This window comes from Mesorhizobium sp. Arg314, from assembly GCF_053714275.1.
This window is the reverse complement of sequence record NZ_JBSKBP010000024.1, coordinates 61916-81974: the sequence shown is the minus strand read 5'-3', so window position 1 is coordinate 81974 and position 20059 is coordinate 61916. Positions and strand designations below refer to the sequence as shown.

The 20059-nt window shown below is 62.9% G+C and carries 20 protein-coding genes and 1 tRNA gene; 7 read left to right on the top strand and 14 right to left on the bottom strand.

Translation table 11 applies throughout. The annotated features are described in order from the left end of the window. Positions 1-32: 32 nt before the first annotated feature. Positions 33-629, top strand: a complete 597-nt coding sequence (locus ACWGS9_RS23175; protein ID WP_454507434.1) for a DUF922 domain-containing protein — start codon at positions 33-35, stop codon at positions 627-629. Between the two features lie 32 nt (positions 630-661). Here ACWGS9_RS23175 and ACWGS9_RS23170 read toward each other — a convergent pair whose 3' ends face one another. The 5 genes from ACWGS9_RS23170 to ACWGS9_RS23150 all read right to left on the bottom strand — a co-directional run bounded on the left by ACWGS9_RS23170 (position 662) and on the right by ACWGS9_RS23150 (position 4478). After that, positions 662-1669, bottom strand: a complete 1008-nt coding sequence (locus tag ACWGS9_RS23170) for an endonuclease/exonuclease/phosphatase family protein (protein ID WP_454507433.1) — start codon at positions 1667-1669, stop codon at positions 662-664. Between the two features lie 232 nt (positions 1670-1901). Then, positions 1902-3362 carry an AMP nucleosidase gene (locus tag ACWGS9_RS23165; RefSeq protein ID WP_454507432.1) on the bottom strand — a complete coding sequence of 487 codons (1461 nt, stop codon included), beginning with the start codon at positions 3360-3362 and terminating at the stop codon, positions 1902-1904. Positions 3363-3543: 181 nt separating this feature from the next. Continuing rightward, positions 3544-3738 carry a hypothetical protein gene (locus tag ACWGS9_RS23160; protein WP_320214362.1) on the bottom strand — a complete coding sequence of 65 codons (195 nt, stop codon included), beginning with the start codon at positions 3736-3738 and terminating at the stop codon, positions 3544-3546. Between the two features lie 66 nt (positions 3739-3804). Further along, positions 3805-3939 (bottom strand): hypothetical protein, encoded by a 135-nt coding sequence (locus ACWGS9_RS23155; RefSeq protein WP_320308154.1) that lies wholly within the window; start codon positions 3937-3939, stop codon positions 3805-3807. A gap of 197 nt (positions 3940-4136) precedes the next feature. Further along, the gene (locus ACWGS9_RS23150; protein ID WP_454507431.1) at positions 4137-4478 is read right to left on the bottom strand and encodes a DUF2147 domain-containing protein; all 342 of its coding nucleotides are present in this window, start codon (positions 4476-4478) and stop codon (positions 4137-4139) included. 434 nt (positions 4479-4912) lie between these two features. On the opposite strand from ACWGS9_RS23150, the gene ACWGS9_RS23145 reads away from it, so the two are divergent. Continuing rightward, positions 4913-5179, top strand: a complete 267-nt coding sequence (locus ACWGS9_RS23145; RefSeq protein WP_027164869.1) for a sel1 repeat family protein — start codon at positions 4913-4915, stop codon at positions 5177-5179. 400 nt (positions 5180-5579) lie between these two features. Continuing rightward, positions 5580-6701 carry an ABC transporter substrate-binding protein gene (locus tag ACWGS9_RS23140; RefSeq protein WP_454507430.1) on the top strand — a complete coding sequence of 374 codons (1122 nt, stop codon included), beginning with the start codon at positions 5580-5582 and terminating at the stop codon, positions 6699-6701. Between the two features lie 120 nt (positions 6702-6821). On the opposite strand, the gene ACWGS9_RS23135 is transcribed toward ACWGS9_RS23140, so the two are convergent. The 3 genes from ACWGS9_RS23135 to ACWGS9_RS23125 all read right to left on the bottom strand — a co-directional run bounded on the left by ACWGS9_RS23135 (position 6822) and on the right by ACWGS9_RS23125 (position 11041). After that, positions 6822-8786 (bottom strand): acetyl/propionyl/methylcrotonyl-CoA carboxylase subunit alpha, encoded by a 1965-nt coding sequence (locus ACWGS9_RS23135; protein ID WP_454507429.1) that lies wholly within the window; start codon positions 8784-8786, stop codon positions 6822-6824. 114 nt (positions 8787-8900) lie between these two features. Beyond that, entirely contained in the window at positions 8901-9431 is a 531-nt protein-coding gene (locus ACWGS9_RS23130; protein ID WP_454507428.1) for an O-acetyl-ADP-ribose deacetylase, read from the bottom strand. Between the two features lie 2 nt (positions 9432-9433). Further along, positions 9434-11041 carry a carboxyl transferase domain-containing protein gene (locus ACWGS9_RS23125; protein ID WP_454507427.1) on the bottom strand — a complete coding sequence of 536 codons (1608 nt, stop codon included), beginning with the start codon at positions 11039-11041 and terminating at the stop codon, positions 9434-9436. 110 nt (positions 11042-11151) lie between these two features. Between ACWGS9_RS23125 and ACWGS9_RS23120 the strand changes: the two genes are divergently transcribed. After that, positions 11152-11406 (top strand): type II toxin-antitoxin system HicA family toxin, encoded by a 255-nt coding sequence (locus tag ACWGS9_RS23120; RefSeq protein ID WP_454507426.1) that lies wholly within the window; start codon positions 11152-11154, stop codon positions 11404-11406. Next, positions 11403-11771, top strand: coding sequence for a type II toxin-antitoxin system HicB family antitoxin (locus tag ACWGS9_RS23115; RefSeq protein ID WP_454507425.1), 369 nt, complete (start codon positions 11403-11405; stop codon positions 11769-11771). Before ACWGS9_RS23120 ends, ACWGS9_RS23115 begins: the two co-directional genes overlap by 4 nt. Here the strand turns inward: ACWGS9_RS23115 and ACWGS9_RS23110 are convergent. The 5 genes from ACWGS9_RS23110 to ACWGS9_RS23090 form a co-directional block, all read right to left on the bottom strand. Beyond that, positions 11768-12931: an isovaleryl-CoA dehydrogenase gene (locus ACWGS9_RS23110; protein WP_454507424.1), complete on the bottom strand. Its 1164-nt coding sequence runs from the start codon at positions 12929-12931 to the stop codon at positions 11768-11770. The two genes, ACWGS9_RS23115 and ACWGS9_RS23110, sit on opposite strands and share 4 nt — an antisense overlap. Before the next feature lie 49 nt (positions 12932-12980). Continuing rightward, a complete protein-coding gene (locus tag ACWGS9_RS23105; RefSeq protein ID WP_454507423.1) occupies positions 12981-13628 on the bottom strand; it encodes a TetR/AcrR family transcriptional regulator in 648 nt (215 codons plus the stop codon). Positions 13629-13731: 103 nt separating this feature from the next. Beyond that, positions 13732-14013 carry an acylphosphatase gene (locus tag ACWGS9_RS23100; protein ID WP_454507442.1) on the bottom strand — a complete coding sequence of 94 codons (282 nt, stop codon included), beginning with the start codon at positions 14011-14013 and terminating at the stop codon, positions 13732-13734. A gap of 97 nt (positions 14014-14110) precedes the next feature. After that, a complete protein-coding gene (locus tag ACWGS9_RS23095; protein ID WP_454507422.1) occupies positions 14111-14644 on the bottom strand; it encodes a hypothetical protein in 534 nt (177 codons plus the stop codon). Positions 14645-14766: 122 nt separating this feature from the next. Then, the gene (locus ACWGS9_RS23090; RefSeq protein WP_454507421.1) at positions 14767-15879 is read right to left on the bottom strand and encodes a pyridoxal phosphate-dependent aminotransferase; all 1113 of its coding nucleotides are present in this window, start codon (positions 15877-15879) and stop codon (positions 14767-14769) included. Positions 15880-16072: 193 nt separating this feature from the next. On the opposite strand from ACWGS9_RS23090, the gene ACWGS9_RS23085 reads away from it, so the two are divergent. Beyond that, a complete protein-coding gene (locus ACWGS9_RS23085; protein ID WP_454507420.1) occupies positions 16073-17749 on the top strand; it encodes a tetratricopeptide repeat-containing sulfotransferase family protein in 1677 nt (558 codons plus the stop codon). A gap of 540 nt (positions 17750-18289) precedes the next feature. Here the strand turns inward: ACWGS9_RS23085 and ACWGS9_RS23080 are convergent. Beyond that, a complete protein-coding gene (locus ACWGS9_RS23080) occupies positions 18290-19471 on the bottom strand; it encodes a porin (RefSeq protein WP_454507419.1) in 1182 nt (393 codons plus the stop codon). Between the two features lie 450 nt (positions 19472-19921). On the opposite strand from ACWGS9_RS23080, the gene ACWGS9_RS23075 reads away from it, so the two are divergent. Further along, positions 19922-20012 (top strand) — tRNA-Ser (locus ACWGS9_RS23075). Positions 20013-20059 lie beyond the last annotated feature (47 nt).

Here is a 20059-nt window from a genome sequence, read left to right as displayed (position 1 = left end):
GGTCTGCTCCGCCTCCGGACAAGGAGGCGGAGATGCGGCGGACCAGCCAGGCGATGTTAGCTGCTGCCGGCGTGCTCCTTTGCGGCGCCGCTTCTGCCGGCACCAAGCTGACCGTGCATGTGCGCACCTACGATGTCGCCGGCAAGACCGGCGCCGAACTGGTCGAGGCGATGGACGCCCGGGGGCCGAGGCACGGCCATGCCACGCGCGCCATCGCCGAGACCGGCTACGCCGTGCATTGGGAGCTCGATGTGAAGCGCGACAACGGCATCTGCCGGCTGCGCCAGGCCGACGGCACGATCGACATCACCTACACCTTTCCCCGCCGCACTTCCCCGTCCAGCTCGGCCCTCAGCAGGCGGTGGGAGCGTTTCATGGCCGGCGTGCGTCAGCACGAGCACACCCACGGCCGCATCGCCAAGCAGATGATGCGGGCAACGGACACGGCCCTTGCCGGGCTGGAGCGGCCGGACAATTGGTTCTGCACCGGCCTCCGCTGGGACGCCAGGCGCCGCATCGACACGATTTATGCCGAGTATGAAGCGAAGCAGAACGCCTTCGACGCGCGCGAGCACCGCGACGGCGGCCATGTCGAGCAATTGGTCGATGCGTTAATGGGGAAGAACTGAGAACCAGCCCGTTCGCGTTACCAAGCGGGGCGTCAGCCTCGCGGCTTGTCCGGCATGTCATTCGCCGCCAGCGCCGACTTATGCACGTCCTCGGGCGCGCTGTCGGGCCGCAGCGTGAATTCGACCAGCACCGGCAGATGGTCGGAGCCGGTATCGTCCAGCCGGGCCGACGACAGGATGGTCACCCCGCCCTTGCTGAACACCTGGTCGATCGGCAGGCCCGCATAGCGACGCAGGAAGTCGGGTAGCGTGCGGTGGATCCAGGTCGGGCCGGCCGACGGCATCGGCGTCATGCCGCCGAGCCGCGCCACCCGCCGCACCGCCGCGCTCCACGGCACGGCATTGCAATCACCGGCCATGATGGCGGTGTCGCCGAGCGCGGCCAGCGGTTCCGCCAGCTCGCCGATCTGCCAGTATTGCTCTTTCGGCCACGGCCAGCTCAGATGGATCGCGGCGACGTCGACCGGAATGCCGCCGAAATCGATCGTGGCGGTAGCCATCGCGCCGCGCGGCTCGCAACGCGGCGCGGTGCCGTGCGCGAAGGGACGGCGCGAGAGCAGCGCGACGCCGAATATGCCGTTGGGATAGTCGCAAAGGATGCGATAGGGGTAGGCGCTGGCGATATAGCCAAGCTCGGTCGCCCACATCCCGGACACTTCGTCGAGCGTGATCACGTCCGGATTGGTCCGGCCGATCAGCGACAGCACTTTCTTCGGCGTCGGATTGTTGAAGCGCAGGTTCATCTGCAGCAGGCTGTAGACGATCCGGTCGGCCGGCTTGGCGACCGCCTGTTGCGGCGACAATCTGGGCAGCGCGCTCATCGTCGTGGCGAAGCAGGCAATGGCAAAGACCAGTGCGGCGACCGCTTGCAGCCGGTAGGAGCCGGCAAGCAACAGCAGCGCGAGCAAGGCCGTCAGCACGCTTAGATGCATGCGGAAATGCGAGAAGGAATCGAAAGCCGGATGCAGCGCGCCGAAGAACCCGGCCAAGAGCGCAGCCGAACATGCCGTCATTGCCAGGAATGTCAGCTGAGCCATCATGCTCAAGCGCGCACTGCCCGTTGTCATTTGCTCCGACCGCCTAGAGCATTTCACCGTCTCACGGAAACGCCGAAATGCCCCATCTCTTTGTCCTGACGCAATTCCAGACGGAAAACCGCTTCGCACTTTTCCTGAAATTGCTCCAGGCTATCCGCTCGGATCGCTTATCGGCCAAATTGCGGCCCAAGCAAGACGACGGATTGCCTCGCCGGGCGCCGGCCGGGTTGAGCGGCTACTGGAACGCCGTTTCGGAAAAACTTCTGAGCTTGCGCGAATGCAGCCGCTCCATAGGCATTTCGGCGAGCTTCTCCATCGCCTTGATGCCGATGGTGAGATGCTGCGCCACCTGCCGCTTGTAGAACTCGGTCGCCATGCCGGGCAGCTTCAGTTCGCCATGCAGCGGCTTGTCGGAGACGCACAGCAGCGTTCCGTAAGGCACGCGGAAGCGGAAGCCGTTGGCGGCGATGGTGGCCGATTCCATGTCCAGCGCGATGGCGCGCGACTGCGACAGGCGCTGCACCGGTCCGCGCTGGTCGCGCAGTTCCCAGTTGCGGTTGTCGATGGTGGCGACAGTGCCGGTGCGCATGATGCGCTTGAGGTCATAGCCGGAAAGGCCGGTGACTTCGGCGACCGCCTCCTGCAGCGCCACCTGGATTTCGGCCAGCGGCGGGATCGGCACCCAGACCGGCAGGTCGTCGTCCAGCACATGGTCCTCGCGCACATAGGCATGCGCCAGCACATAGTCGCCCAGTGCCTGCGTGTTGCGCAGGCCCGCGCAATGGCCGAGCATCACCCAGGCATGCGGGCGAAGCACCGCGATATGATCGGTGATCGTCTTGGCGTTGGAGGGACCGACGCCGATATTGACCATGGTGATGCCGCCATGGCCGGGCTTCTTCAGGTGATAGGCCGGCATCTGCGGCAGGCGCTGCGGCGGCGTGCCTTCGCTCGGCGCGCCGGCTCCCGCCTTGGTCACCACATTGCCCGGCTCAACGAATTCGCTGTAGCCGCCTCCACCGCTCTCCATCAATTCGCGGGCACGTGCGACGAACTCGTCGATGTAGAACTGGTAGTTGGTGAACAGCACGAAGTTCTGGAAATGCTGCGGGCTGGTCGCCGTGTAGTGCGTCATGCGGTGCAGCGAATAATCGATGCGCTGCGCCGTGAACGGCGCCAGCGGCCGCGGCTCGCCGAATGCCACCTCGAAAGTGCCGTTGGCGATCTGGTCGTCGGTGCCGTCGAGATCCGGCACGTCGAACAGATCGCGGATCGGCCGCTTGATGCGCTCGGCGGCTGCGCCGTCGACATAGGTGCCTTCCAGGAAGGCGAAATGCAGCGGGATCGGCGTCGTCGATTCCGACACCGTCACCGTCACACCGTGATTGCGCATGATGAGCTTCAGCTGCTCGATGAGATAGCTCTCGAACAGTTGCGGCTGGGTGATGGTGGTGGAGAAATTCCCAGGCGTCGGCATGTGGCCGTAGGCCTGGCGCGAGTCGACCTGGCTGAACGAGGTCGTGGTGACGCCGATCTGCGGATAAAAGGCTCGGTAGCGCTTGCTCTCGTCGCCGCCGGCGGCAAGTGCGGCGAAGGAATCGCGCAGGAATTTGGTGTTGCGGTCGTAGAGCGTCTGCAGTGCCGCTACGGCCTTTTTGGCGTCGTGAAAGCTCTGCTTGCCGAAAGGCTCCGGCATGACGACCGATTCGATGGCTTGGGGGTAGATTCGCTTTTCCATGACTCAACATAGAGACTCAGGATGACGCTTGGGAGGGGGCGGCAGACTCGAAGGGGGTGCTAGCGTCGTTTTTCTGCCGCCGTGTTTAAGGTGTAATGAGATTGAGGATCAGGCCAGCCATACCTGACCCTCGATACACCTATCCGCGCTGCAGGCTGATCAGCAGCACGAAGCCGACGCTGGTGTTCTTGTGCGGCGGCGCCTCGATCCTGTGGCCGGTGTCGGCGCGCATCATCGGCACGGCCAGCACCGGGACGGCGAGCAGCATCAGGATGAGCATCGCCCGCGGCAGCAGCCGGAGGATCTTCGTTGCGTTATCGGCGATGCGGTTCATTTTGGTGGTGCCCCGATTTTCAGCTTGGTCGATTTTCAGTTGGGTCGTTTCGGTGCTTGAATTGGTTCACGAAGCCGAGAACGCAGGCACCGGCCGTTCCCACGAGCGGGCCGGATGACCCGCCTCCGCCACAAGAATGGCGAACAGCATGCCGAACAGGCTCATCAGCAGGCAGACGATGGTGAAGCGACGGGCAAGCATTTCTCTCTCCTTCAATGCGGGAGAAAATGCCTGATGGCCGCTGAACCGGTTCTGAGACCGGTATTCATCTGCGGTTCAAATTGATTGACGAGGTCTTGTACAGGGCCGGCGGCGCAGGCCCTGCCGGCGGAGCGCGGCCGCTCCAAAAGAAAACGAGGCCGCTCGGGCCTCGTTTCGGACGATCAGGAATTTGGCGATCAGAGCTTATGCCAGGTCTGGCTCTTGCAGATCAGGCCGCCGAACACACAGCCGCTCATCTTGAGCGAGGTGCCCGACAGCGTCGCCTTGCCGGAATAGGTCTTGTCGTTCGCCGGGTCGGTGATGCTGCCGGCATATTTGTTGTCGCCGGTCGCTTTCAGCGAGCCTATGGTCTTGCCGGCGTATTTGCCGCTCTTGAGCGTGATGGAGAAAGAGCCGCTGCCGCCGATCGCCGCGGTGTCGCCGGCTTGCGTCTTCCAATTGCCCTCGATCGGGTCGGCCCATGCGGCGCCCGCCATGATCAAGGTGGCCGCCAGGGCCAGGCTTGCTTTTCGAAACATATCTGTCCTCCCTGTAGGTTCCGGCGGGGCTCGGGTCCGCCTTCCGCCCCTTACGCAAAGGTAAAGCTAATCCAGCTCCCGCCAAAACAAAAGCGGTGCCGCCACGGAAGGTTGCAAGGTTTTTCGCCGCCCGGACGACCGAAAATAAACGGGGCCGGAAAACGCTTCGGTTTCCGTGGTTAGCGAAGTCTTGATTCCACGCCCGGCAATTTTCATCGAATTTGACGCAAAATGGCGGAAATGCTGGATTCCCATGCTTAACAGTTTTTCGCGTTTACCTCTTGTTTTAGCTTTGTTTTCTTCAAATTAAGCAAGCCATTTAACGACGGATTCAAGGCCAGCCGTCATCCTCGAAAGCATCGAAAGAGCGGCCCGCCCCAAGGGACACCAAGGGAAAAAGGAGGCGGCTCTCGGGAGCAAGACAGGGGATTGAAATGGCACGTTTTGAAATGCTTGAAGACGGCTTCGGCGCCATGGGGGCAACTGCCCAGGCCGACATTCTTTTCGAACTGGGCATGATGTATGCGACCGGCCGCGATTGCGAGACCGACGTCGTTGCCGCCCACAAATGGTTCAACATCGCCGCGATCAAGGGCTCGGCCCGCGCCGCCGAGCTGCGCTCGGAACTGTCGGCCACCATGTCGAAGGTGGAGATCGCCACGGCGCTGCGCGAAGCCCGTGAATGGATGACGATGCACTGATCCTGCGCACATAGCGCTCGCAGGTTCATTGGGACAAGGCCGCGAAAAGACGGCCGGCTCACAAAACCAAGAACGCGGCAGGCCCACAGGCAAAGCCGCGCGGACCATGATCCCGAAAATTGGGAGATCATGTCCAACAGGAAACAGGGAAGCGAGCGGTCAGGCGCGGGGGCGCCGGGGAAGCTCGATTGCAAAAGCCGCGATCGGCCGGAACAAGGCCGGCGCGGCTTTTTGCATTACGTCTGGTAGTCAGGCGCGTGGCCCAAGAAATCCTCGCTGGAATGAACCAAAACCTTCCGAGTTGTCCCCTCGACAGTTTCAGCGAAGGGTGAAATTGTCCCGGCTCTGTGGAACAGGCGTGGCCGGGTTGCCGCGCACAAGTGGAGGAGTTCTTATAGTCATGAAAAAATTGGGCATTTTGAGCGCGGCCGTATTTGGCCTGATGATGAGCGCCCCGGTTGCCTTCGCCGACGATATCACCATTTCGGTGGTCGGCCCGATGACCGGCCAGCTTGCCACCATCGGTGACCAGTTCAAGCAGGGCGCGCAGGCTGCCGCCGACGCGATCAACGCGGCTGGCGGTGTCAACGGCTCCCAGATCAAGCTCGACATCGAGGACGACCAATGCGACCCGAAGCAGGCGGTCTCGGTCGCCAACCGCATCGTCGCCAACGGCGTCAAGTTCGTCGACGGCCATGCCTGCTCGGGCTCGAGCATCCCGGCCTCGGCCGTCTATGCCGAAGCCGGCACGCTGATGATGAGCCCGGCCTCGTCCAACCCGGTGCTGACCGACGCCGCGGCCAAGTCCGGCTGGCCGACCATCATGCGCCTCTACACGCGTGACGACGCCCAGGGCGCCTTCATCGGCCCGTGGATCGCCAAGAAATACGCCGGCAAGAACGTCGTCGTCCTGCACGACAAGAGCGCGTACGGCCAGGGCGTTGCCGACGCCGTGAAGGCGACCATGAATGCCGGCGGCCTCAAGGAAGTCGATTACGAAGGCATCAATGCCGGCGAGAAGGACTATTCGGCTCTCGTCACCAAGCTGAAGCAACTGAAGGCCGACGTCGTCTATTTCGGCGGCTACCACCCCGAGGCAGGTCTGATCCTGCGTCAGGCGGCCGAGCAGAGCGTCAAGTTCCAGCTGATCATGCCGGACTCGATCGCCTCGCCGGAATTCTGGCAGGTTGCCGGCCCGGCCGGCGAAGGCACCATGTTCGTCTTCCCGTCCGACCCGCAGGCCAAGCCCGAAGCGAAGGATGCGGTCGCCAAGATCAAGGCCGGCGGCTTCACCCCGGAAGGCTTCACGCTGTTCTCCTATGCCGTGATCCAGGCCGTCGCCGAAGGCGTCAAGCGCGCCGGCACCGACGATCCGGCCAAGGTCGCCGCGGCGCTCAAGGACGGCAAGCCGATCAGCACCGTCGTCGGCGATGTCATCTTCGACGAGAAGGGCGACCTGAAGAACGCCAGCTACGACATCAACCAGTGGCATGACGGCAAATACGCGCCGATAAAGCCGTAATCGGTTCTGCAATCGAGGAAATGGCCGGGCTCGTCCCGGCCATTTCTTTTGGCGGCGGTCGGCGCTGTCCCGCCACACGTAGCCATTGTCACCCTGTGAGGATCCGAAAGCGGAAGCCCCTCAGCCCTGGCCGTCCTCCGCGAAACGCACCAGCACCGTACCGTCGCTGACCTGCGCGCCTTCGGCCGCGATCTCGGCGATCACCCCGTCATGCGGGGCGGCGATCGAGTGTTCCATCTTCATCGCTTCGAGGATCAAAAGCGGCTGGCCCTTGATCACGGCATCGCCCGCCGCGGCGCGTACCAGCTTCACCAGCCCCGGCATCGGCGCGCGCAGGTTGCCCGAGGCGGCTCCTGCCTCGTCGGCCTTGGCAAGCGGATCGGGAACCGTGAAGGTGTACCCCACCGCGCCTTCGAAGACGGTGACGTGACCGGGCCAGCGGGCGGTGTGCGGCATGGTCCTCAGGTCGTGCGTATTCACCGCGTCATGCGGTGCCTCCAGCGCCACCTGGAAGCGGCCGTCCGGCCGTGCCGAAACCAGCGCCAGGATGCTCTCCTCGCCATAGCGCAGCCGGATACGGCGCGAGAGCGTGTGGAAATGCGCATAGCCTGAAAGCGCGGACCACGGATCTGCGGCCGGACCCGGCGCGCCGGCGTCAGTCGCGGCTAGCGCCGCGGCAGCGATCGTCTCGTCGCTCGGCGCGGGAATGGCGGCGAGTGCCTCCTGATGCCGGCCGATCAGCCCGGTATCGACATCGCCCGCCGCGAAATCGGCGTCGGCCGCGAGCGCCGCCAGGAAGGCGGTGTTGACGGTCGAGCCGGCCACTTCCGTCCGGGCCAGCGTCTCGTGCAGCGCGCCGAGCGCCGAGGCCCGGTCCTTGCCGTGCACCACCAGCTTGGCGATCATCGGGTCATAGAAGGGCGAGATCGCATCGCCGGCGCGCACGCCGGTCTCGATGCGCATCGCAGCGCCTTCCGGTGCCGCTTCGGGGAATTTGAGATGATGCAGCGTGCCGGTCGCCGGCAAGAACCCTTTCGCGGCGTCCTCGGCATAGAGTCGCGCCTCGAAGGCGTGGCCGGCAAGCGCGATCTCACCTTGCGTTCTCGGCAGTTTCTCACCGGATGCGACGCGAAGCTGCCATTCGACGAGATCGACGCCGGTGACCATCTCGGTGACGGGATGCTCGACCTGCAGCCGCGTGTTCATTTCCATGAACCAGAAGCGGTCGGCCTTGAGCCCCTGCGAGGCGTCGACGATGAACTCGATCGTGCCGGCGCCCGAATAGTTGATCGCCTTGGCAGCCTTCACGGCCGCCTCCGTCATCGCCTTGCGCAGCGCAGGCGTCATGCCGGGGGCCGGGGCTTCCTCGATCACCTTCTGGTGGCGGCGCTGCGCCGAGCAGTCGCGTTCGAACAGATGCACCGCACTGCCGAAATTGTCGCCGAACACCTGGACTTCGATATGACGCGGCTTGTCGACATATTTTTCCACCAGTACGCGATCGTCACCGAACGCCGCTTTCGCTTCGCGCCGCGCTCCGGAAAGCGCTTCCGAGAAATCGTCGGGGTGGTCGACGCGCCGCATCCCCTTGCCGCCGCCGCCGGCCCGCGCCTTGATCAGCACCGGATAGCCGATCTCGCGCGCCTTGGAAGCGAGCAGCACGATCTCCTGCGCCTCGCCGTGATAGCCGGGCACCACCGGCACGCCGGCCTTCTCCATCAGCCGCTTGGCCGCGTCCTTCAGCCCCATGGCGCGGATCGAGGCTGAAGACGGACCGATGAAGACGAGCCCGGCCGTCGTCGCCTTGTCGACGAAGTCGGGGTTTTCCGACAGGAAGCCGTAGCCGGGATGGATGGCCTCGGCACCGGTGGCAAGTGCCGCGGCAATGATCCTGTCGCCGCGCAGATAACTCTCGCCGACGGGCGAGGGGCCGATATGCACCGCCTCGTCGGCCATCTCGACATGCAGGGAGCGGGCGTCGGCGTCGGAATAGACGGCGACGGTGCGCACGCCGAGCTTGCGGGCGGTGCGAATGACGCGGCAGGCAATCTCGCCGCGATTGGCGATCAGGATCTTGCCGAACATGGAGCCTCCGCGCGTAGAGCTTGCTTCGCGTTAAGGAGGCATTCCTTCGCACCCCCCAGCCCGCCTATCAGGGCTCGCAAATGCCTATACTGAGCAATCCTTTGGCCCATAAGGTCAGCTCTCCCCAATTGCGGCAACGGCCCGTCGGTATAGTTCGGCCATCTGGTCGTCGAAACAGCAGAAAGTAACAACGTCCGGCGTCGTATTTTGACGCAAGAAGTCGCTCACGGTGCCGATAGCGATCCTGGTCGCCTCGTCCTTCGGAAAGCGGTAGATGCCGGTCGAGATCGCAGGGAATGCGACCGCGCGGCAATCATGGTCGCGGGCGATTTCGAGCGAGCGCCGGTAGCAGGAGGCGAGCAACTCGGCTTCGCCCTTGCCGCCGCCTTGCCAGACCGGCCCGACGGTGTGGATGATACAACGCGCCGGCAGGCGATAGCCTTTGGTCAGCTTGGCGTCCCCGGTCTTGCAGCCGTTAAGCATGCGGCATTCAGCGACCAACTCCGGCCCGGCGGCGCAATGGATGGCGCCGTCGACGCCGCCGCCGCCGAGCAGCGACGAATTGGCGGCATTGACGACGGCATCGACCGCGAGCTTGGTGATGTCGCCGGTGTGGATGCGGATCCTGTCGCCGAGAGCACCCATCGTCACATCCTGAACACGCCGAACTTCGTCTGCTCGATGCCGGCATTGAGCGCCGCCGAAAGGCTGAGCGCCAGCACCTCGCGCGTCTTTGCCGGATCGATGATGCCGTCGTCCCAGAGCCGTGCCGAGGAATAGAGCGGATGGCCCTCATGCTCGTATTTCATCAGGATCGGCTTCCTGAATTTCGCCTCTTCGTCGGCGCTCCACTCACCGCCCTTGCGCTCGATGCCTTCGCGCTTGACCATGGCGAGCACCGTCGCCGCCTGCTCGCCGCCCATCACCGAGATGCGCGCGTTCGGCCACATCCACAGGAAGCGGGGCGAATAGGCACGCCCGCACATGCCGTAATTGCCGGCGCCGAACGAGCCGCCGATGATGACGGTGAGCTTCGGCACCTTGGCGGTGGCGACAGCCATCACCAGCTTGGCGCCGTCCTTGGCGATGCCGCCGGCCTCGTATTTTTGCCCGACCATGAAGCCGGTGATGTTCTGCAGGAAGATCAGCGGAATGCCGCGCTGGCAGCAGAGCTCGATGAAATGCGCGCCCTTCAGCGCGCTTTCGGAAAACAAGACGCCATTGTTGCCGATGATGCCGACCGGCATGCCGTGCAGATGGGCAAAGCCGGTGACCAGGGTGGTGCCGTAATTCTGCTTGAACTCGTCGAACTCCGAACCGTCGACGAGGCGGGCGATCACCTCGCGCACATCATAAGGCTGGCGCAAATCCGTCGGCACGATGCCGTAGAGTTCATGCGGGTCGTGAAGCGGCGCTACAGGTTTCTGCAGATTAAGGCCTATGGCCTTGTTCCGATTCAAGTTCCTGATGATACGCCGGCAAATAGCCAAGGCGTGTTCGTCGTCCATGGCATAGTGGTCGGCAACGCCGGAAAGCCTGGTGTGGACATCGGCGCCGCCGAGCTCCTCGGCACTGACATCCTCGCCGGTGGCCGCCTTCACCAGCGGCGGGCCACCGAGGAAGATGGTCGCCTGGTTGCGCACCATGATCGTCTCGTCCGACATCGCCGGCACATAGGCGCCGCCCGCCGTGCAGGAACCCATCACGCAGGCGATCTGGGGGATGCCGGCCGCCGACATGTTGGCCTGGTTGTAGAAGATGCGGCCGAAATGCTCGCGGTCGGGAAACACCTCGTCCTGGTTGGGCAGGTTGGCGCCGCCGCTGTCGACCAGATAGACGCAGGGCAGATTGTTCTGCAGCGCGATCTCCTGCGCCCTGAGATGCTTCTTCACTGTCAGCGGATAATAAGTGCCGCCCTTCACCGTGGCGTCGTTGACGACGACCATCACCTCGGTCCCCTCGACGCGGCCGATGCCGGTGATGATGCCGGCCGACGGAATGTCCTCGCCATACATCGACCACGCCGCGAACTGGCCGACCTCGAGGAAGGGCGAGCCGGTGTCGAGCAATTGCGCCAGGCGCTCGCGCGGCAACAGCTTGCCGCGGCCCTGGTGTCGCTCGCGCGCCTCGTCCGAGCCGCCGCGCTCGACGCTTGCCGCCTTTTCGGCGATGTCGTCGACCAATGCCCGCATGCGCTCGGCATTGGCGCGGAAGGTGTCGGAGGAGAGGGATATCTGGGTTTGCAGTGTGGCCATTGACGAACCTTAGATGATATCATATTTTGCTATCAATCGTCGCGCAGGACGTGCGACCACCAACGGCGACCTTGGCATTTTTAGCCGGGTCATTTTCCATGGAGGTCATCATGCGCGGCAAACACAGACAAACACTGAAGGCCATTTTTGCGGACCCGGTAAGTGGTTCGATAAAATGGCGGGAGATCGAAGCGCTCTTGATAGCACTTGGCGCGCAGCTTTCCGAAGGAAACGGTTCACGTGTGCTTGTCGAAATTGGAAGAAATCGCGCTGTCTTCCATCGTCCACACCCAAGCCCGGATACGGACAAAGGCGCAGTGAAGGCAGTCAGACGTTTTTTGATCGAAGCAGGTATAAGGCCATGAAGCCGTACAAGGGATATGTCGCGGAAATTTGGTATGAGGAGGATGATGCCGCCTTCCACGGAATTGTGCACGGAATACGCGACACTGTTCATTTCGAAGCTCATTCGGCGGAAGATTTGCCTCAGGCGTTTCACGACAGCGTCGATGACTATCTTGCTTTCTGCAAGGAGCGCGGCGTGGACCCGCAAAAGCCCTATTCCGGCAAGCTGGCTCTGCGCACTACGCCCGAAATCCACGCTCTGTTGGGAAGAGCCGCCGCCAGTGATGGCAAATCGATCAACCAATGGGTTTCCGATACGCTCGCCGAGGCCGCGCAAAAGCGCGTCGACGAGGGGTCGACCAAGGTCAAAACCCGCACTCACTAAACCCCCTCCGCCATGATCGCCCGCCCGATCAGCCAGCGGCGGATCTCGCTGGTGCCGGCGCCGATCTCGTAGAGCTTGGCGTCGCGCAACAGGCGCCCGGTCGGATAGTCGTTGATATAGCCATTGCCGCCGAGCAGCTGGATGGCGTCGAGCGCCATTAGCGTCGCCTTCTCGGCGGCGAAGAGCACGCAGCCGGCGGCGTCCTTGCGGGTGGTCTCGCCGCGGTCGCAGGCGGCCGCCACCGCGTAGACATAAGCGCGCGCTGCGCTCAACGTCGTGTACATGTCGGCCAGCTTGCCCTGCACGAGCTGGAACTCGCCGATCGGCTGCCCGAACTGCTTGCGTTCGTGGACATAGGGGATCGCCACGTCGAGACAGGCAGCCATCAGCCCGATCGGTCCGCCGGAAAGCACGGTGCGTTCATAGTCGAGCCCCGACATCAGCACCTCGACGCCGCGACCTTCCTCATGCAGCACATTCTCGAACGGCACCTCGACATTCTCGAACACCAGTTCACCGGTGCTGGAGCCGCGCATGCCGAGCTTGTCGAGTTTCTGCGCCACCGAGAAGCCGGGCATCGTCTTTTCGACGATGAAGGCGGTGATGCCGCGTGAATGGCGCTCCGGATCGGTCTTGGCATAGACCACCAGTGTCCCTGCATCGGGACCATTGGTGATCCACATCTTCGATCCGTTGAGCACGTAGCGGTCGTTGCGCTTTTCGGCGCGCAGCCTGAGCGACACCACGTCCGAGCCGGCGCCGGATTCCGACATTGCCAGCGCGCCGACCGTTTCGCCGGAGCAGAGGCGCGGGAGGTACTTCTCTTTCTGCGCCGGGGTGGCCCAGCGGTTGATCTGGTTGACGCAGAGGTTCGAATGCGCGCCGTAGGATAGGCCGACCGAGGCCGATGCGCGCGAAATCTCCTCCATCGCCACGACATGCGCGAGATAGTTCATGCCGGTTCCGCCGAAATCAGGGTCGGCGGTAATGCCAAGCAGGCCGAGCGCGCCGAGCTCGCCCCACAAATGCGCGGGAAATTCGTTGCAACGGTCGATTTCCGCCGCGATCGGCGCGATCCTGTCCTGGGCAAAGCGCCGTACGGTGTCGCGCAACGCCTCGATATCGGGATCAAGTCCGAAGTTCAGCGTATTCGTGTACATGCCGTTCCTCCCTGCACACGCCCCGGTCTTGGCGGGGATCATGCCTGTATCAGAGTGCCACGGCGTCCCTGGCGCGCCCGGAGGGACGCGCGGTGCCATGGCTGATTGTCGCGCCGACCAGGCGCATTGTCATCGAAAGATATGATGCCGTGACTTCGGCAACCGACAGCCGCTCGCCGGGCCGGAACCAGACGATGACGCCGGTCATCATCTGGATCAGCGCCATAGCGGTGAGCCCCGTGTCGTCGATGCTGAACACCCCGGCCTCGGCGCCGTCGCGCAGGATCGTGCGCAATTCCTTCTCATAGGCCGTGCGCATCTTGAGGACCTGCGTCAGCCGTTCATGCGAAAGGCTGCGCAATTCCATATTGGAGACATGGGTGGCGTGACGCCGCTCGATGTGGAAAGCGATGTGATTTTCAACATAGGCGGCGAGCCGGCTCACCGGATCGGCCGCGGCAGGTCGCGCCGCGCTCCAGGCCGCGAGCAGGCCTTCCATATGCTCGCGCATCAGCGTGAACAGAAGGTCTTCCTTGGTCGGGAAGTAGCGGTAGAGCGCGGCTGCCTGCACGCCGACCTCCGCCGCCAGCTGTCGCATCGACATCGCCTCGTAGCCGAGGCGCGCGATCAGGCTGACCGCCGCCTCGCGGACGGCCGCCTCGGTTTTTTCTCCGTCTGAACCTGTGGTGCGTGCCATGGTCGCCTCAATGGCGGGTATCAATAAAACGAACGTTCAATTAATTCAAGATGCACAGAGTACATTGTTCCTCGCCCCGCTGCCGTGGGGGAGAGGAATGGGGCTAAGCGAGGATCCTGAAGTCCACGGGCGCGTCGTCAGCCGCTTTCTCGACCTCGACCTTCGAGACGAGGGCGCCGCGCGGCCCCTGCCACAGGCGTTCGATCATCGCCGTGACCGGGGCGTCGGCGCCGGCAATCAGCGCGGTGACCGAACCGTCGCGCTCGTTGCGCACCCAACCCGTCAGCCCAAGACGCGAGGCTTCGCTGCGCGTCCAGACGCGGTAGCTCACACCTTGCACCGTACCGGAAACACGCACCCGAACGGCTCTTTGCTCACCCTGCATCGTCCGCTCCAGTATCTTCCCCATCAATCTGGGGCAGCACAGGTCAAATGCAACGGGCTTTAAGGGCAGGGGCCTCGTCGATTAATAATTGACTCAGTCAACCAATGGAGGAATTATCGGGATGCAATGTCTCTGGGAAGAGGTCGGCATGCCGCGCGAAGCCCTGGTCCATCAAATTCGTCGCTTCAACCGCTTCTATACCGGCCTGGTCGGGCTGCTTGATGAGACCTTGATGCAGAGCCCTTACACGCTGGCCGAAGCCCGCGTGCTGTTCGAGCTCGGACGCAAGGCCCGACCTGCCGGCGGACGGGCCGGGTTCCTGGCGCGCATGCTTCATCTCGATCTCGCGCCGGTGGCGTCCGAACTGGCCGTCGAACTGCACCTCGCCCCCGCTCATCTCATGAGGGTCCTTCGCAAATTCACCGCCATGGGGCTGGCTGAGATGCGCGATGGTCCGCAGAACGGATTGCCCGTTCTTTCGCTGACCACCCGAGGCGAGGCCGTGCTGGTTGATCTTGAGGCGGCGACGAACCGCGACCTTGCCCGCCTGATCGTCGAACTCGAGGACAAGGATGCCGCGGAGCTTTCCGATGCGCTGAGCCGCGTGACGCGCCTGCTGGAGCAGCCGCAAGAATGTGAAATTGACCACGCGCTTCCCGGCAAGCCGATGTCGGCTGGCATGGATCCAAGGCTCGTCAGGAGAGGCCGCGCCTCGCCCCCCGGCGACACCTCGACGGCATGGGCCGGGTTTGGTCAGTTGCCTCGCGCCGCCGCCAGCGCCCCCGGCAGTTCCTCGGCGAAGATGTCAAGTTCGTGGTCAAGCCCGACGCTGACCCTGATGCAGCGGTCGAGCCTAGGTGCCATCGGCTTGCGGATGAACACGTCGCGCGACAGCAGGCCCTGCATCACTTTCAGCGCAAAGGCGCCGTCGCGGCCGCAGTCGATGGTGACGAAGTTGGTCGCCGACGGCAATGGCTTCAGGCCGTTCTGCCTGGCGATGGCTGAAATGCGCTCGCGGCCCGCGGCCACGCGCGCCACCACGGAGCGCAGATAATCCTGATCGGCAAGCGCCTCGAGACCGGCGATCTGCGCCATGCGGCTGACGCCATAATGGTTGCGGATCTTCTCGAAGTCGCGGATCACCTCAGCCTCCGCCACGGCGTAGCCGCAGCGTATGCCGGCCAGACCATAGGCTTTGGAAAAGGTGCGCATGCGGATGACGTTCGGCCGCGATACATCGATCGGCGGCAGCGCCGAGGCCGGTCCCAACTCGCCATAGGCCTCGTCTAGCACCAGCATGGTGGTTTCCGGCAGCGCCTCGATGAAGCGGATGACGTCCGGCGCCTCCCACCAGCTTCCCATCGGATTGTCGGGATTTGAGAGATAGACCAGCGGCGCCTTTTCGCTCGCGACCACGCTCAGAAGCCCGTCCAGGTCTTCCTTGTCGTTGGCATAGGGCACTGTCGCCAGGCGGCCGCCGACGCCGGCGATATGGAAATTGAAGGTGGGGTAGGCGCCAAGCGAGGTGACCACGGCATCGCCGGCTCCCACATACATGCGCGCCACCAGGCCGAGCAGGCCGTCAATGCCTTCGCCGACGACCACGTTTTCGATGCCGACATTGTGATGGGCGGCCGCCGACACCTTCAGCTCGTAATTGTCGGGATCGCAATACATCCACTGGTCGCGCGCGACGCTCTCCATGCGGGCGATGACGCGCGGCGAAGGCCCGAAGCTGCTCTCATTGGCGCCGATTCGGGCGCGGAAAGGCCGGCCGCGCTCACGCTCCTGCGCCTCCGGCCCGACGAACGGCACCGTGGTGGGGAGCGCGCCGACGATCGGCGTGAGGGAAGGGCGACGAAGCATGGCAAAGGGCTCGGTTGAGAGGAGCTTCTTGCTAGCGTGAGCGGCGGGTGGGTGCAAGTTGCGAAAGGGGATGAAACTACCAAGGTTGGCGGGTCGCCTTGCAACACTGTTTCACACCGCGAAATACCTTGTCAGCGACGCGAACAGTGCGCCTCGACTGGATTCTCTCGGCCGCTTTTGCTAGCCAGACAGGATGAGCAACCGATTGCCGCCCGCCTGGGCAAAGCACCTCACGACCAAACCCTCAGCGAAGGCGGCGCCGCCGAAAGCAGCGCCACCCAAGGCTGGGCTGCAGGCCGGCCCATCCCGCGCGCAGGCCGACGATATGCTTTTGCGGCAAGCGCTCGAGCTGCAGAAAGCTGAACGGCTGCCGGAGGCCGAGGAACTCTGCCTTCGCGTTCTGGCGCGCACGCCAAACCATCCGCTGGCGCTGTATATCCTGGGAACGCTCGGAATTGGATACGACGACGAAAAGGCTCTACGATATTTTGCTCGGGCGGTCGCGGAGGAGCCTCGAAATCCCTACTATCACGTTAGCTTAGGTGACACCTATATAAGACTCAGCGAATTCACACCGGCGATCAGGCACATTCAGCACGCCCTCGATTTGAAGCCGGATCTGGTGGAAGCACTTTGTACCTTGGGCGACGCTTATAATGCGTTTGACAAGGGGGAAATGGCGCTGCCGCTGTTCGAGAAGGCGCTCAAGATCAATCGAGGTCATCCCACGGCCCGGTTGGGGTTGCCCCACGCACTCGCAAGCCTCGGTCGTATGGACGAAGCCGCGGTTCTTCTGAAAGAGGCAATAGAAGAGCGCATCGCGGTACCGACCGCGTACAGTGCACTTGTACATACACGCAAATTCACGGAAGAGCCGCCGGAACTCGCGGCAATCCTGACGGAGCTTCGGAACCCGGACCTTGAACCGGAGGGAGCCGCAGCGCTCCATCATGCTGCCGGAAAAATTCTCAACGACCTCCGCCGCTATAAGGAGGCGATGGATCACTACAAGAAAGGGAATCAAGCCGGGGGTCATAAATTCGATCTGGAAACCTACCGTCGCTGGGTCGACGCCACGATCGAAACCTTCACCCCGGAACTGTTCGCTTCAAGGGCCGCTTATGGCCATCCCTCGGATTTGCCCGTATTCGTTCTCGGCATGCCTCGCTCGGGCACGACGCTGACAGAGCAGATCTGTGCCAGCCACCCCAATGTTCATGGCGCCGGCGAGCTCAGCAAGCTCAGACGAGTCGCCAATGGGATCGGCCTCGCGAAACGCTCCAACGCGAATCTCGGCGAATCGATTGCGACGATTACTCCCGATCTGACCAGGATTTTGGCCGACGAGCACCTTGCTTATCTGCGCGAGCGGGCTCCTGATTCGCTTCGAATCGTCGACAAGATGCCTCACAATTTCGAGTTGATCGGCTTGATCGCTATCCTCTTTCCCAACGCGCGCATCATCCATTGTCGCCGCGACGCCATTGACAATTGCATTTCCTGTTTCGTCTTGCAGTTCAGCAAAGCGCATAGTTACAGCGTCGATCTGCAGACTCTCGGACTCTACTACAGGGAATACGATCGCCTGATGCGGCATTGGAACAAGGTTCTTCCGGGCCGCATCTTCGAAAACCGGTATGAGACATTGATTGAAAATCAGGAGGAGCAGTCGCGCCGCCTGATAGATTATCTCGGACTGCCTTGGGATGACGCCTGCCTGCGCTTTTTTGACAGGGACGGCTCGGTAAATACTTACAGCCGTTGGCAGGTTCGCCAGCCTATCTACAAGTCGTCTGTCAAGCGATGGAAGAATTATGAGAGCGAGATCCAACCGTTGATCGATGCCTTGGGTGATCTTGCTGAGGTTTGATCGGCAGTCTTCTGGACTACGCCGGCCTTCCCCGGAACTGTAGTCAATTTGCGGCCAACCATCGCGCTCGCTCCTTTCGCTGAGGCTCCGCCGGCTGCTCCAAGAGCGTTGCGGCGGTGGAGAGGCCTTGAAACGCTGACGGGACGGCGCCCCTTCTGTCCTGCCGGACATCCCCCCACTTGGGGTCCACTTGGGGGAGATCGGACGGCGCCGTGGCTTTCGCCAATCGCCAACCTCGCACGATTGAGCGGGGCGCCGAAACTGCCAATCTCCCCCCAAGTGGGGGAGATGTCCGGCAGGAAACAGGGGGCGCGAAGGATCACAACCTAATGCATGTCGCCCAGAAGTGTACGCGGTTCTGGGACAACGACATGCATAAAAACAAGGACTTAAAGCGCGTCGCCTGAATCCGTTTCAGCGCGACGCGCTTTAGGATCGCGCAAAATGCAACCCTGTGCAATTGCCGCCTCAGGTGTTGTGCCAGACAAGAAAAAACCCGGCAGTTGCCCGCCGGGTTCGATTTCAGTCAGACGATGCTGATTAGAACGAGCGCTGGAAGCGGAGGATGCCGCCGACGCTGTTCTTCTTGTTGGCATTGGTCCAGTTGACGACGTCGTCAATCGCGGGCGAACCAAACTTGCCAAAGTGGTCGTAGTCGACTTCGGCCGTGACCGTGAAGCCCGGAACGAGATCGTACGCAACGTTAGCAGCCACGCCGTAGTTCTTCTCCTGGTCACCCGACACCTGGAGGTTGAACGCGGTCTTCTCGTTGAACTGGTAGCTGCCGCCAGCCCAGAATGCCCAGTGGCCGCCCCACTGCTTGTAGAAGCCACGACCGTCGGCATCGACGAAGTTGGTCGAGTCTTCGAGGTGCTTGGTGGTGCCGTAGCCGCCCATGGCGAACAGCGTGAACTCTTTGGTGACGTTGAAGTCAACGCGGATCTTGCCGGCGAACTCGTCATAGTTGGCGTCATAGGCAGCAACGCCGGTGATGGCGCCCCAGCCCTGCGTGTACTTCACGCCGCCGACGACATGTGGGACGTAGCTGTCGATCGTGCCGACCTTACCCGCGCCCTGTTCAAGCGAGACCACCGCCGAGAAGCCGTTGCCGGCGTCGAAGTAGTACTGCACGACGTTGGTGTCGAAGTCGCCATAGGGAACGATCGTGTCCTGGATGACGTTGCCGGCGTAGCCGATGAACGTGTTGAAGGCCGATTCGTCCTTACCGACGCGGAGGCCACCGAGCTGGATCCAGGCGAAGTTGAGCGATGCGCCCTTGTTGTGGGCGGGATTGCCAACTGCATGGACAGTGCCCGAGGGGCCTTGGGTGGTGCCGTAGTCGTTGTTATTACCGAAGTTGAAGCGGGTCTCGGTGAAGGTCTTCAACGTGCCGAGCTCAGTTTCCTGGCCGGTCCAGGTCTTCAGCGTGAAGCGGGCGTTCTTGTGCCAGGTGCCCTGCTCCTTGCCGCTCCGCACGTCTTGGGTGCGAGCACCGTCGAACGAGCCGACGTCGCCGAGGCCGATGTCGTAACGGACATAGCCGCCGATGCGCAGGCAGGTTTCGGTGCCGGGGATGTAGAAGTAGCCCTTGCCGTACACGTCGCAGATCTTGACGTATTCAGCCGGCTCCGGCTCGGCGACGGTAACCGCGTCGGCGGCGCGGGCACCGGAAACTGCGATCAGGGCCGCAGCTGAGCCGAGAAGAAGGCTCTTGATGTTCATTTTCTGACCTCCAGTCAAAAGTTAAAAAACGGGTCTGGGTATTTTTTGCTGAAGGACAGCGTTCCCTGCCCCATCCCCACTACCGAAAAAGATGCGCACCGCGCCGCTCCTTCGAACGTGACCTTTACCCATGAGCCGGCGCCGTTCAACCACGATCGTACCGGTGCAAGGGCTGTCCGGGCGCTATCCCCGGGGGTTGTTGCACAAATGACACGATTTGGCCTCACTCGGAAAGCTCTCGTTAACCATCCAGGCCCTCGAGCCACCTGAATCCGCGCGAATCCGGCAAAGGGTCGACCGAATTGCGGCGCGACGGCGAGTCGGCCGCCAGGCGATCGCCGCAGAATCGCCACTTGGGGTGGCAGGCGCGCGCCCACTTGCCGATTTTTCGCTGATTATGGCGCCGGCTTGTTGATTGTGCCGGCGCTTTTCTTTATCCAGCGGCGCGACGGAGAGGTGGCCGAGTGGTCGAAGGCGCTCCCCTGCTAAGGGAGTAGAGGTCAAAAGCTTCTCGTGGGTTCGAATCCCATCCTCTCCGCCATCCTGCTTCGCTCTCCGAGCTTCGCAGGACAAGCCCCAACAGTTCGT

Bases quoted from the DNA above. Each gene is read 5' to 3' on its own strand.
- ACWGS9_RS23175 (WP_454507434.1), top strand. From the start codon at position 33: ATGCGGCGGACCAGCCAGGCGATGTTAGCTGCTGCCGGCGTGCTCCTT.
- ACWGS9_RS23170 (WP_454507433.1), bottom strand. From the start codon at position 1,669: ATGATGGCTCAGCTGACATTCCTGGCAATGACGGCATGTTCGGCTGCG.
- ACWGS9_RS23165 (WP_454507432.1), bottom strand. From the start codon at position 3,362: ATGCCGGAGCCTTTCGGCAAGCAGAGCTTTCACGACGCCAAAAAGGCC.
- ACWGS9_RS23160 (WP_320214362.1), bottom strand. From the start codon at position 3,738: ATGAACCGCATCGCCGATAACGCAACGAAGATCCTCCGGCTGCTGCCG.
- ACWGS9_RS23155 (WP_320308154.1), bottom strand. From the start codon at position 3,939: ATGCTTGCCCGTCGCTTCACCATCGTCTGCCTGCTGATGAGCCTGTTC.
- ACWGS9_RS23150 (WP_454507431.1), bottom strand. From the start codon at position 4,478: ATGTTTCGAAAAGCAAGCCTGGCCCTGGCGGCCACCTTGATCATGGCG.
- ACWGS9_RS23145 (WP_027164869.1), top strand. From the start codon at position 4,913: ATGGCACGTTTTGAAATGCTTGAAGACGGCTTCGGCGCCATGGGGGCA.
- ACWGS9_RS23140 (WP_454507430.1), top strand. From the start codon at position 5,580: ATGAAAAAATTGGGCATTTTGAGCGCGGCCGTATTTGGCCTGATGATG.
- ACWGS9_RS23135 (WP_454507429.1), bottom strand. From the start codon at position 8,786: ATGTTCGGCAAGATCCTGATCGCCAATCGCGGCGAGATTGCCTGCCGC.
- ACWGS9_RS23130 (WP_454507428.1), bottom strand. From the start codon at position 9,431: ATGGGTGCTCTCGGCGACAGGATCCGCATCCACACCGGCGACATCACC.
- ACWGS9_RS23125 (WP_454507427.1), bottom strand. From the start codon at position 11,041: ATGGCCACACTGCAAACCCAGATATCCCTCTCCTCCGACACCTTCCGC.
- ACWGS9_RS23120 (WP_454507426.1), top strand. From the start codon at position 11,152: ATGCGCGGCAAACACAGACAAACACTGAAGGCCATTTTTGCGGACCCG.
- ACWGS9_RS23115 (WP_454507425.1), top strand. From the start codon at position 11,403: ATGAAGCCGTACAAGGGATATGTCGCGGAAATTTGGTATGAGGAGGAT.
- ACWGS9_RS23110 (WP_454507424.1), bottom strand. From the start codon at position 12,931: ATGTACACGAATACGCTGAACTTCGGACTTGATCCCGATATCGAGGCG.
- ACWGS9_RS23105 (WP_454507423.1), bottom strand. From the start codon at position 13,628: ATGGCACGCACCACAGGTTCAGACGGAGAAAAAACCGAGGCGGCCGTC.
- ACWGS9_RS23100 (WP_454507442.1), bottom strand. From the start codon at position 14,013: ATGCAGGGTGAGCAAAGAGCCGTTCGGGTGCGTGTTTCCGGTACGGTG.
- ACWGS9_RS23090 (WP_454507421.1), bottom strand. From the start codon at position 15,879: ATGCTTCGTCGCCCTTCCCTCACGCCGATCGTCGGCGCGCTCCCCACC.
- ACWGS9_RS23085 (WP_454507420.1), top strand. From the start codon at position 16,073: ATGAGCAACCGATTGCCGCCCGCCTGGGCAAAGCACCTCACGACCAAA.
- ACWGS9_RS23080 (WP_454507419.1), bottom strand. From the start codon at position 19,471: ATGAACATCAAGAGCCTTCTTCTCGGCTCAGCTGCGGCCCTGATCGCA.